Origin of the sequence: Algibacillus agarilyticus, from assembly GCF_003286125.1 — a bacterium.
GTDB classification, from domain to species: Bacteria; Pseudomonadota; Gammaproteobacteria; order Enterobacterales; family Alteromonadaceae; genus Algibacillus; species Algibacillus agarilyticus.
Genome location: NZ_QMED01000008.1, coordinates 105,579 through 117,786 on the forward strand (window position 1 = coordinate 105,579; position 12,208 = coordinate 117,786).

The 12,208-nt window shown below is 38.5% G+C and carries 9 protein-coding genes; 2 read left to right on the forward strand and 7 right to left on the reverse strand.

The annotated features are described in order from the left end of the window. Position 1: 1 nt before the first annotated feature. The 6 genes from DPX34_RS08600 to DPX34_RS08625 all read right to left on the reverse strand — a co-directional run bounded on the left by DPX34_RS08600 (position 2) and on the right by DPX34_RS08625 (position 7,002). On the reverse strand, positions 2 to 394 hold the full coding sequence (locus DPX34_RS08600; protein WP_111978005.1) for an MmcQ/YjbR family DNA-binding protein: 393 nt from the start codon (positions 392 to 394) through the stop codon (positions 2 to 4). A gap of 135 nt (positions 395 to 529) precedes the next feature. Next, positions 530 to 1,711, reverse strand: coding sequence for an NO-inducible flavohemoprotein (hmpA, locus tag DPX34_RS08605; RefSeq protein WP_111978006.1), 1,182 nt, complete (start codon positions 1,709 to 1,711; stop codon positions 530 to 532). A 66-nt stretch (positions 1,712 to 1,777) separates the two neighbouring features. Then, on the reverse strand, positions 1,778 to 2,050 hold the full coding sequence (locus tag DPX34_RS08610) for a hypothetical protein (protein WP_111978007.1): 273 nt from the start codon (positions 2,048 to 2,050) through the stop codon (positions 1,778 to 1,780). Positions 2,051 to 2,511: 461 nt separating this feature from the next. Next, a complete protein-coding gene (locus tag DPX34_RS08615) occupies positions 2,512 to 3,945 on the reverse strand; it encodes a sensor domain-containing diguanylate cyclase (RefSeq protein ID WP_111978008.1) in 1,434 nt (477 codons plus the stop codon). 131 nt (positions 3,946 to 4,076) lie between these two features. Continuing rightward, entirely contained in the window at positions 4,077 to 5,993 is a 1,917-nt protein-coding gene (gene olsF / locus DPX34_RS08620; RefSeq protein WP_111978009.1) for a bifunctional ornithine lipid synthase OlsF, read from the reverse strand. Positions 5,994 to 6,195: 202 nt separating this feature from the next. Beyond that, positions 6,196 to 7,002, reverse strand: coding sequence for a UDP-2,3-diacylglucosamine diphosphatase (locus DPX34_RS08625; protein ID WP_111978010.1), 807 nt, complete (start codon positions 7,000 to 7,002; stop codon positions 6,196 to 6,198). 587 nt (positions 7,003 to 7,589) lie between these two features. Between DPX34_RS08625 and DPX34_RS22270 the strand changes: the two genes are divergently transcribed. Continuing rightward, positions 7,590 to 9,614 (forward strand): carbohydrate-binding protein, encoded by a 2,025-nt coding sequence (locus tag DPX34_RS22270; RefSeq protein ID WP_111978011.1) that lies wholly within the window; start codon positions 7,590 to 7,592, stop codon positions 9,612 to 9,614. A gap of 222 nt (positions 9,615 to 9,836) precedes the next feature. Here DPX34_RS22270 and DPX34_RS08635 read toward each other — a convergent pair whose 3' ends face one another. Further along, positions 9,837 to 10,724, reverse strand: a complete 888-nt coding sequence (locus DPX34_RS08635; RefSeq protein ID WP_111978012.1) for a LysR family transcriptional regulator — start codon at positions 10,722 to 10,724, stop codon at positions 9,837 to 9,839. A 149-nt stretch (positions 10,725 to 10,873) separates the two neighbouring features. Between DPX34_RS08635 and DPX34_RS08640 the strand changes: the two genes are divergently transcribed. Continuing rightward, complete coding sequence (locus DPX34_RS08640) at positions 10,874 to 12,058, forward strand: MFS transporter (RefSeq protein ID WP_111978013.1); 1,185 nt, start codon at positions 10,874 to 10,876, stop codon at positions 12,056 to 12,058. Positions 12,059 to 12,208 lie beyond the last annotated feature (150 nt).

The window sequence follows — 12,208 nt, forward strand, 5'->3', positions numbered from 1 at the left end:
ACTAAAGATGGATCATAATCGAAGCTTGATCTTTCTTGGTCATTTTACTGACCACTAAATTAAACGAATTATCGATCATGCGCTCAATTTCCCCCTGCGGGATCGAACCATCAAGAATAATAGTATTCCAGTGTTTTTTGCTCATGTGATAACCGGGGATCACCGCGGTAAATAAATCACGCAATATGAAAGCTTCATCAGGATCACACTTTAAGTTCATCCACCAATAAGCGGGTTGTTCATCTGTGTTTTTTGCTTTACCCATTTTGCCCAGTGCAAGCGTCGCAAACATCTTGTTTTTAACTTTAAATACTTTAATCTCATCACCAAAAGGGTAATCTAAAATAGCATGGGGCTTGGCTAATAAATAAGCTTGGCAGGTTGATTCATCCATGGCTGATCCTCCACTAGATCAATTATTTTTCATATTAATACGGTAGCCACAAAAACAAATATAGCGGTATCAATAAGATAATGTAAATTATATACCCAAGTCACTTGGGTATATATTGTTTATGCATTTTTACATTTATAAGGTTGCATGTGGGCCAAAAACTTCATAATGGATCCGGCTTTCGTCAACGCCTTGTTTAATTAAATTAGTTTTAGCAAACTGCATAAAACCAACCGGCCCGCATAAATAAAAATGCCCCTCTTTGATCGGCAAATCAACTTGGCTAAAATCGATTAACCCATGATGAACATGAGGTTGAGTGCTGCATTCTTCTTTATACCACGTTGCAAAATGCCAATCGTTGCGGTTACATAATGCTTCGGTACGGTTGGCAAATGAATGTTGCGATGCGTTTTCGCAAGCATGAAGATAATAAACCGGCTTAGCATAATGTTCAGCCGCTAGTTTTTCTAACATGGCTTGCATTGGTGTAATACCAACACCCGCCGAAATTAATACCACCGGAGCCGAACGATCAACAAAAAAGAAATCGCCAGCGGGTGCGTGTAAATCAACTAAATCACCAACATTTAAATGATCATGTAAATGATTAGACATTAAACCATCATGCTCGCCCAATTCGCGCTTAACCGAAATACGGTAGCTTTTACCATTCGGTTTGCTTGATAACGAATATTGACGAATTTCAACATAATCACTGCCTTGAGGTGTTAACTCTACCCCTACATACTGACCAACTTGATAATCAATAACCGGCTGATGATCCATAGGTTCAAATACAAAACTCGTCACCAATGCCGATTCAACCACTTTATCAACTAAGCAAAAAGCGCGTTTACCACGCCAGCCGCCAAGTGTATTTTCTCTTTGGCTATAAAGTTCTTCTTCACGATTAATAAACACATTGGCCAGTACACCGTAAGCAGCAGTCCAGGCGGTTTCAACTTCTTCAGTGAATTGTTCAGGCAGTAACTCGCGTAATGTTTCAATTAAATGCAAACCAACAACGTCGTAGTGTGCGGGCTCAACATGAAAACTCGTGTGCTTTTGCACAATACGCTCTACCGCGTGTTTAAGTACAGCCAAGTTATCAATATTTTTTGCATACGCTAATATGGCACCAAACAATGCCGTTTTTTGACGACCCGTTTGTTGATTACTCATATTAAAAATATTTTTTAATTCTGGGTTGTGCGTGAACAGGCGTTGATAAAAATGCTCGGTTATCGCATCTCCTCCCACTTCTAATAAAGGGATCGTACTTTTTACTACAGCAATATGTTCAGTCGTTAACATCAATATCTCCTAGATAATTTAAATTGGTTTGAAAATAAAAATAAACATAAAATCGAATCACTAAGCTCAAAAAGCGCGGTGCCCTAGCCCATAAGCACCTACGCATCGAATGACATAACCTAATTTAGCCAGAGCAGCAAAAATGATCGTGCCAATATGAGCCGCAATTTGAGCACCTAAAGCAAAATATTGCTCAAAACCAAAATTGATAAAAATACAAATCAACGTGATACATAAAGCGGTAATGCCTAAACCATTACCCAGTTTTAAGCACAATTTATAATTTTCTTGATTTGGATCAGTATCTAAAGAATCTACAGGTGTATTGTGTTCATGCATGGCTGATTTCACTTAAGGTTAATGCTTCAATAATGTTTATAACTTTCTATTACAAAAAGCATTCCAACCCAAAATTAGTCATTTATTTCAATATGTTAGATAAAAATCAATAAGCACACACATATTAAAGAGTCATTTAGACTCACAATAAAACACAAACAAAAACACATAAGAGTCATTTGGACTCTCGCGTGGTTTAACGTTAAATTTATTTAAATAGATAAGAAGCATCGCACACCGATAATCCGAAATGCACACAACCATTAAAGAAGGGATGGATTTAGCGATATGTGCTTTACGAATTCAAGTTGCCAAAGAATGAAGATAAACATGAATAAAATAGAGGGGGCAGAGCCGTTTAACTAACCTACACGCTGGATGATAAACTCATTTATGAATGGCGTTTCACAGGGTGAAAGCACAATAAAAATAAACAAAAAACATAAGTTCAGCAGGCGAAATCAATCAACTATAAATTGGTTTTTGCCGGCCGCTTTAGCCTTGTATAACGCGCCATCAACTCGTTTAATAATGGCATCGATATCATCGTCGTCTTGCACGGCGGTAACACCCAAGCTAATCGTCACTTGATGGCCAACTAAATCAAACAAGGCCTGATCTTGCTCAATGGCTTTACCCAGTTTTTCAGCGCTGATGGCTGCACCTTCGGCATTACTGTTAAACAACAAAATAACAAACTCTTCACCGCCCCAGCGAGCAGCAAAATCGGTACCTCGGGTTGTGTTATCAAGCAATTTTGCAACTCGTTTTAAAACCTCATCACCCACATCATGGCCTTGGGTATCGTTAATTTTTTTAAAGTTGTCTAAATCTAAAAACAAAACCGATAGGTTAATATTATTGCGTTTTTTTAATTGCATTGCGTGCGCTAAACCCCGGTTAAAAAACCGACGATTAGGCAAGCCTGTTAGTTGGTCGTTGTCGGCTAATTGGTTTAGTTTACGATGAATATTTCGCACATAAATCAAGATAATAAGCGTAATAGCAAGAGTGAGTAACAACGAGATAACAATATTAAAATAGAAGGTTTCTTTTACTTCTTTTGTAAAGTCATTCATTTTAGCTTCAACCAATAAATACAGATCAAGCTCAGGAATGTATTTACGGTTTAAAATAATACGCTCACCCTGGCGCTCATATTCAAACAACTGTGAGCCTTTACTAATTAAATCGCTTTTAATCTGTTTTAATTCGGGCACTTCATTGATGTGATTGATCGAATGGCTATCAAGCTCCGAAATAATCACTTGGCCTTGTTCATTAATAAAATACACATTGAAATGATAACTTAAACGAAATTGCTTAAGCATATCGTTTATGTAAGACGTTTTTAAACCAACCCCTGTTGCCCCAATCATATGAAAATCGTTATCGAAAATTTTATGATTAATAAACATGACCAATGAAGGTCCCATGTGTGCATTTTTATCGATGTTAATTTCTTGCGCTTCAGGCGTTTGCTTAAACGAAAAATACCATTGATTATGGGCGTTATCTTTATTTATTTTTTCTAACAGCCCTGCTGCAGAATAATAATTTTGTGTTTTCTCTGAGACTAAAAAGGTAGCAAACATTTGGTATTTATTTTGGATCGTATCTAAATATTTAACGACTTGCTCGGTATCACTTTCTTCGTTAGCTAACCAATCTTTCATGAACGTATCGTGAGCCATCATAGAGGCAATCAAATTGGGCTCGATGATCTGCTTTTGAATTTCAGTATAAATATTATCAACGGTTAAAGGTAACGCACTATTTTTTAATTGTGTATGCGTTAAATCCATCGATGCATAATAATTCACACTTGTCAGGCTAACCGACAAAGTAAAAAGCAAAGCGGTGATAATAAAAACGATTCGATAATTAAACTGCATATTCAGGGGGCTAAAAAAGGCGATGAGTCATTCCATAATAACAGCTACAGCCACGGCATCAACTCAATTAACACACACAACGAGTGTTAGTTCATTGTTATGATAAAAACCATAACAATGAACAATAGCCGTTAAGCCGTTGTGGCGATATCGACTATTGGAGCCGCTAACACTGACGCATTCATCGCTTGATTTTCTATCGGCGTATCAGCTTTCAAAGTCGTATCTTGTTGATTGTCAGCATTGTCTGTTGCATTGTCTGCTGCGCTGTCTGTTGCGTTGTTAATCACGCTTGCAGTCTCCACATTTTTAACGGCTGGCGCACTTTCTTGAACCGCAGCCGCCATATAGCGCGCACGCTTTTTAGCTTTTAGCGCGTTAATATCAACTAACACTAAACCATCAACACAATCATTAAAATCAGGGTCAATATTAAAATCTAAAAATTTCACCCCACCCGGTTCGCATATTTCACTATATTGCTTGTATAACGTGGGTACATTACAGCCCATATTAGCCAATAAATTTTTAAGTGCTGAAAAATCAGCTTTATAATCGTCACCAGTAATTTGCTTTTGCATGTTTACTAAAAAATCTTGTGGTAAATCGTAAGGTATTTTTGATTGCGCAAGTTCAACACTGTTGGTACTAAAATGTAAACGATAAAAATAAACGAGCAAATCTTTCGCCGTTTTAGGTAACGTATCGCTAATACTCACCGGACCAAACATATAACGTATATTCGGGTTTTTAACCAAGTAGGCTCCAATGCCATACCACAAATAATCTAAACTACGTTTGCCCCAATAACGCGGTTGCACAAAGCTACGCCCTAACTCTAAACCTCGATCAAAATACGGTTGCATGCCTTCGGTATAATTAAACAGGGTTTCGGTATACAGCTTTTTATTGTCTTCATTTGCCAAAATTTTCGCGGTATTACCTAAACGATAAGCGCCGACAATCTCAAGATCGTTTTCATCCCATAAAATCAAATGTTCATAATAAGAATCATACCGGTCAACATCTCGTCGTAAACCTGAGCCTTCGCCTACCGCCCGAAAAGCGACTTCACGCAAACGGCCAATTTCGCGCATCACCGGCGAGCTACCCTCATAACGATATAAATAAATTTGTTTTTTATCCTGTGTTTCACCGATGTGTTCACAAGCTTGGATAGCCACTTTTAATTCTTGTCGAGGTTCAGGCCGCGCAATCGCACTTTGAGTCGCGAATAACGGCTTACGCTTTTTTGCAATACGGTACAAGTGACGACGAAATAAACGCACTTTCTCTTTTGAGCTGATTGGTAAATTACGATAACTTTCGTAAGGAATTAAATCACCTACCCGCATCGGCAATATTTTCGATTTATGCTTAAACATCTCTTTAACTAAAAGCATTGTCGAGAGGGGTTTGCACAAAATAGATAAACTGTAAAACATCGGCGAATTTTTACCATTTACAAAGATAGGTAAAATAGGCGCTTGCGCCGCCGTCGCCATACGTAAAAAACCACTGCGCCATTCGCCATCTTTAACACCACTAGGGCTTAAACGCGAAACTTCACCCGCCGGAAATATAATAATAACGCCTTCATTGGCCAAGTATTCGTGTATGCGTTGAATGTTTTCTTTTGGCGTGCTGCCGTTCATGTTATTAACAGGCAAAAGTAAATCATGCAATGGGTTGATCGACATCAACAATTGGTTCGCGACCACTTTAAAATCTTTACGCACCTCACTCACTAATTTAATCAGCGCCAAACCATCAAGCGTGCCAATAGGGTGATTCGCAATAATTACACAACGCCCCGTTGCCGGTATGCGCTCTAGCTCTTTATCGTTAATATTGTAACCAAATTCAAAGTGCTCTAGCACTTGCTCAACAAAATCTAAGCCACTTAAATGTGGATATTTTTCGGCGAATTCAACAAAGTCTTTTTCGTGTAATAATCCGCGTAAAACAAATTTGGCAAAGCGTCCCCATAACGGACGTGCAGCTAATTGCGGATAAGTTTGCTCTAAAATATTATCGACACTAAACATTTCATTTTCCAACTAGATTAACGAACACTCTCTGTTGGGCAATGTATGAATAATATGTTACGGAATGTGGTTATTTTGATGGCACTTTTATGTCAATACGCACAAAAGTTAGCCACCAAGACAAATACTGTTGCAATATTTGCTTGGCGAGCCAATGTGAAACCTTAGCTTTAACAGGCTTCAGCGCAGATAAAACAGAAGTTTAAGCCGCTTGACGATTTGGCACTAAAATAGGCTTGTTAACATATTGGCTTAAGCTTTTAACTTGCTCTGTCCAATATAACAATTCAAGCGAGCCATCTTGATTTTCAACTAAAACGGTACAGTTTTCGATCCAGTCACCGTCATTGCAATACAACATACCGTCAATTTCTTCTAAACCGGGTTGATGAATATGGCCACACACAATGCCATCCATCCCTTTTTCACGCGCATAATCAACGGCGGCTTTTTTGTAACGTTCAATGGCTTGGTTAGCGCCTTTAACTTTACTTTTTATATAACCCGCTAACGACCAATAACCAAAACCCAGTTTGCCACGTAACCAATAACACCAACGATTAAGAAAAAGTAAAAAGTCATACATCACATCGCCAATAAGCGCATGCCATTTACCTAAGCACACCTCAGCATCAAAATCATCGCCATGAGCAATTAGCAATCGTTTGCCTTCTAACGTGGTGTGTTCAAATTCGCGGTGAATTTCAATATCAGAAAAGGTCAGGCCAACATATTTACGCACTTTTTCATCATGATTGCCCGGCACATAAACAATACGACAGCCCGAACGCGCAAGGTCCATCAATTTATAAGCCAACTGATTATGCGAATCAGGCCAATGAAAACGCTTTTCAAGCGCCCAAAAATCAACAATATCGCCGACTAAATAAATGACATCAGCGTTAACTTTATCCAAAAAATCGAGCAGGAATTCAGCTTTGCAATCTTTACACCCTAAATGTATATCCGAAAGCCAAACTGCATTGTATTGTTTGCTAACTCTAGCCATAACGTTTCTCGTTTTAGAAATTAGCTATAGCATGGTGAGGCTAGATGACGATTAATTGACCAAATGGTTAAAATTAAATGACGGCTAAAAATATTGCCCAACTCCCCCTGTTTACCACATTAATCTTCGGAGCCGCATTATGGCCTTAATCCAATAGTATCCTCGTTAAGATCACGTGAGTAAATCTTGCTAAAACACGTCACTAATGGCTTAAAACATAAAGACAAATTAATTTAATATCAAAAAAAACAACAAAAGAAGCCAATGCCTTACAACCCCTTCCATCTACATCAAAAAAAACAGACCCATAATTTAACAATAAACAAAAAAAACACTCTAAAATAAAAAAACACGCTTAAACCCCTTAACTAAAAACACCAAATTGCGTGCAAAAACAAACAAAATAATCACAAATAAGTGGACACTTTACATTATTGTTAACAAATAACACCTAACAACTTGATTTATTTTAAAAAACAAATAGATTGTTTATCGACCATCTTGGTCTATTTATGTTCTGTTTGTTCTCTATTTAACCATTGGCGAACTCAGAACGCTCAAATCAACAATAAAAAAACAGAGATAAAATGAATAACAGAAATAAACAGGGGTTAAAATATTCAGCACTGAATGTTACGTTATCGTCACTATTTTTACTGGGGATGGCCAATTCTGCTCAAGCCGAATCAGTGCGCTTACAAGCAGAAAGTTTTGTGGCGAGTGGCGGTACATTTGCCGACGGCAATGCCAACCCGATTAATGTCTATAGCGTTAATGGCGCTCAAGCAATTAACTACATCAATTCAGGTGATTATGTAGAATATGATCTTGCTGTTACCACGGCGGGTATATATTCAGTTGAGTATTTTATTGGGACGAATGTTGCTTCTGGTTCTGCCATTGAATTATTTATGTATGAAAATGGCGCTTGGCAAAGCCAAGGGCAAACCACGGTACCGGCGGCCGGTTGGGATAATTTTCAGGCGCTGAGCTTAACAAATGAAATATCATTACCTGCGGGTACTAGCCGAATTAAATTAGTCGGAGCGGGCAATAACGACTGGCAATGGAACTTAGAATCGGTTTTATTTAGCTTAGAAAGTGCAGATGATAATGATGACGATGAAGGTAATAACCCAGTCGTAGGCACCATTAAAGTTGAAGCTGAAAGTTTTGTGAGCCAAGGTGGCACTTATAACGACCAACAGCAAACACCGGTAACAACCTATAATGTAGCTGGCCAAGGCGCAATTAACTATATCAACGCGGGTGATTTTACCGATTATGCGGTTGCGGTTAGCGAAGCCGGCATGTATCAAGTTACGTTTAATGTGGGTACAGCTATTACAAATAATAGCGCAATTGAAATATTGGTTAAAGAAGCAGGCCAATGGGTTTCTTATGCTCAAGCCTCGGTGCCTGCATTTGGTTGGGATGACTTTAGACCCATTACCGCCACCGCGATCGTCAAATTACCTGCAGGTAATCAACAAGTCAGAATTCACGCATCCGGCAGCAATGCTTGGCAATGGAACTTGGAATCATTTAGTTTAGTTTGGCAGCAAGATATAACCGATGGCCCGGTTCAAGATTTAGATGCCGACAACGATGGTGTCATTGATGCCAATGACCAATGTGCCAATACCCCTGCCAATGCGAGCGTAAATGCCAACGGTTGTGCATTATCACAACTCGACAGTGATAATGACGGCGTAAATGATGAAATAGATCAGTGTAATGCAACACCAGCGGGTACCTCCGTTGACAATACGGGTTGTGCTCTGCCAAGCGGCAATATCATTGATGTCAACACGGCAGATCCAACATTGCCATCATTTGTATCGTTTAACGACAATACACCGCAAGGTAAAAAGTGGCAAAAAGTAAATAATTTGTCAGACGAGTTTGATGTGTGGGACAGTTCAAAGTGGATCAAAACCAATTGGAACTATGGCGGCACTCCCGTCAACATGTTGAATCAAAATTCTGGCGTAGAAAACGGTAACTTATGGATACGAGCCACCTTAAACGAGAACAATCCAGACCAATGGTTTGAAACATCTCGCGTTCGCTCTAACGCCAAAATTAAGTTTCCGATGTATACCGAAAGCCGAATAAAAGTGGCCAATATATCGGCTTACAGTACATTTTGGTTGAACAATGGTGACATTAACAACCGAGACGAAATCGATATTATTGAAATAAACCCAGTACCAACCTGTAACTGTCAACCAGACTACCCTTGGAAAATGAACTCGCAGTATTTTATTACTAAAAATGGCGTAACCGAACGTCACCACGGTAACTCAGACAATCGTACTGATCTATCCGACGGCAATACCTTACAAGGTGTACTTTGGACTGAAGAGTATCACGTGTTTGGTGCTTGGTGGAAAGACGCTCATACCGTTCAATTTTACCTAAATGGCGAGCCGGTCAATAAAGTGAACACCCAACAAGCTTTCACGCTTGAACAACATATAATTTGGGATCTATGGACACAAAACTCTTCATGGGTGGGTGGTTTGCCGCAAAAAAGTGATTTGTTAAACGACAATAACAACATCATGAAAGTAGATTGGATACGCACTTGGTCATTGGTTAATGAATAGATCCACTTAATGGTGAATTTATACGCCAAGGTATAAAAAGAGCAGATAAAGTATTTTATCTGTTCTTTTAATGTGTATTAACTCATATCTAATCTTACACTTTACCATTTTAGGTTTAACCTAATCGTACAGTTGATTTGATCAGAAAAGATACAAAAATGGACGTTAGCACTTGTTTCATAACAACAAATTATCCGGTAAGGCTGACATAAACATCAATTATTACAATGTTAATCTTGGCCTAATAAATTCAATAAATGCAGTAACCCTTTCTGCAACCGCTGAAGATTTATAGTAAACAGCATTTACTAACTCACGATCCGTACCAAATAGCCTGTATGGCTCCAGAAGCGATATTAGCCGACCTGATGCAATATCGGTATTAACCATAAAACCAGATAAACAAGTGATACCGCTTCCAGATAAAGCTAGCTGGCGAATGGTTTCTCCATTGCTCGCTGTCATAGTCGGATTTACGTTATTCAAGCTTTTTACAGGCCATTGGTTAAGTGATTTGATATTGGAAAAACCGATTAATTTATGACTTTTAAGGTCATCAGGCGTTTTTGGTAAACCATTTTGTGCAATATATTCAGGTGATGCGACAATAAAAAGCGGGCTTTTTCCTAAGGCGCTAGCATGTAGAGTTGAATCTTCTAGTTTGCCAATTCTTATTGCTACATCAGTGCGTTTTTCAATTAAATCAATGATCCCTTCGTTAGAGTTGAGTTCAATCTCTATTTCAGGGTAAGCCTTAGTAAACGCACTCATATGGGGTGTTAATTGGTGAAATATAAAAGGACTCACAGCGTCAACACGCAATTTTCCTTGTGACACTTTTCCTTTAAGAATAAGGTCTGATTCCGCACTTTGGATTTGTTGTAAACCTATGCTCACCGCATCGATAAATTTTTTTCCTTCATCTGTCAGCATTACTCGCCTAGTTGTTCTAATTAAAATAGCTGTGTTAAGTGCTTTTTCAATTTTAGACACTGAGCGGGATATACGAGCTACTTGAATATTAAGTGCATCAGCTGCGGCAGAGAAGCCACCAAATTCAATGACAGCTAATAAAAGCTCTAAGTCATCAGATCGTGTTTTTAAACTCAAATTAACCTCGTTTATTACAAAAGTAATTTGCAAATAGTGCTATTTATAACAAAAGTTTATCAGTTAATAATGGCGTCAACAAATAAAGAAAGCGATTTAATTTAACGCCTTACTTTATATCTATTAAATAAACTTATTTGGAGATCATCATGCCACTCGCATTGATAGCATTAGCACTTAGCGCCTTTGCTATAGGAACAACAGAATTCGTAATTGTTGGATTATTGCCAACAATGGCACAAGACCTTAATGTATCAATACCGTCAGCGGGTTTATTGGTAAGTCTTTATGCTTTAGGCGTTGCTATTGGCGCACCTGTGTTAACAGCACTAACCAGTAGATGGAACAGAAAACATGTGTTGCTATCGGTTATGGGCTTGTTTGTTATTGGCAACTTAGTGGCTTGGCAAGCACCAAGTTTTGAAGCGCTGATAATAGCCCGAATTCTAACAGGGTTAGCACATGGTGTTTTCTTTTCAATAGGCTCGACTATTGCGACAGGTTTAGTGCCTAAAGAAAAGGGCGCAAGTGCTATTGCCATTATGTTTACAGGATTAACGGTAGCTTTAGTCACTGGAGTTCCTCTAGGCACTTATATCGGTCAAATTTTTGGTTGGGAAGCGACTTTTTTAACCGTATCTATTTTAGGTTTATTAGCCATGATTGGTAGTGCGATATTAGTGCCTAATAATTTAAAACAAGCTAAGCCGACTAAGATTACAGCACAGTTAAAAGTATTAACTCATCCTCGATTACTATTAGTTTATGCGATTACGGCTATTGGTTACGGTGGAACTTTCATCGCATTTACTTACTTAGCCCCGATTCTAAATGAAGTGAGTGGTTTTGATTCAAGCTCTGTTGCTTTGATACTTTTAGTTTATGGTGTGTCAGTTGCTATTGGTAATATCTGGGGGGGTAAAATGGCTGATAATTTGGGGCCAATTAAAGCGTTAACAATAATTTTCGCAGGTCTTGCGGGCATATTACTTATGTTGAGCTATACCGCTTACAACCCGATTACAGCTGTGCTTACTATTTTGGTTTGGGGAGCATTTGCCTTTGGGAATGTTCCAGGCTTACAGGTATACGTGGTTAAGTTAGCTGAAAAACACACACCAAATGCAGTAGATGTAGCATCAGGATTAAATATCGCCGCTTTTAATGTTGGTATTGCAATTGGTGCGTGGGGTGGAGGTAATATTGTCGCTGAACATGGCCTAATGAATACACCTTGGGTAGGCGCAATTGTTGTTTTAGTTGCGCTTGTATTAACACGTTATAGTGGAGCGCTTGATAGGAAAGGTACAAGTCTAAATTTGGTTAACAATTAAATATATATTGACTTTTCGTCTAAGAAAACAACAGTTTTATACAAGCAGGCTTAATGAGTAAATTAAGCCTGCTTTAAACTCTGAGCTGCCGCGAGTAATTCAAAAGCCAAAGTCAGATTTTGGCTATTTGCAGAAAGCAGCCTCTTTAAT

Excerpts from the sequence above, each read along its gene's own strand:
- DPX34_RS08600 (WP_111978005.1), bottom strand. The coding sequence starts at position 394 with ATGGATGAATCAACCTGCCAAGCTTATTTATTAGCCAAGCCCCATGCT.
- hmpA (WP_111978006.1), bottom strand. The coding sequence starts at position 1,711 with ATGTTAACGACTGAACATATTGCTGTAGTAAAAAGTACGATCCCTTTA.
- DPX34_RS08610 (WP_111978007.1), bottom strand. The coding sequence starts at position 2,050 with ATGCATGAACACAATACACCTGTAGATTCTTTAGATACTGATCCAAAT.
- DPX34_RS08615 (WP_111978008.1), bottom strand. The coding sequence starts at position 3,945 with ATGCAGTTTAATTATCGAATCGTTTTTATTATCACCGCTTTGCTTTTT.
- olsF (WP_111978009.1), bottom strand. The coding sequence starts at position 5,993 with ATGTTTAGTGTCGATAATATTTTAGAGCAAACTTATCCGCAATTAGCT.
- DPX34_RS08625 (WP_111978010.1), bottom strand. The coding sequence starts at position 7,002 with ATGGCTAGAGTTAGCAAACAATACAATGCAGTTTGGCTTTCGGATATA.
- DPX34_RS22270 (WP_111978011.1), top strand. The coding sequence starts at position 7,590 with ATGAATAACAGAAATAAACAGGGGTTAAAATATTCAGCACTGAATGTT.
- DPX34_RS08640 (WP_111978013.1), top strand. The coding sequence starts at position 10,874 with ATGCCACTCGCATTGATAGCATTAGCACTTAGCGCCTTTGCTATAGGA.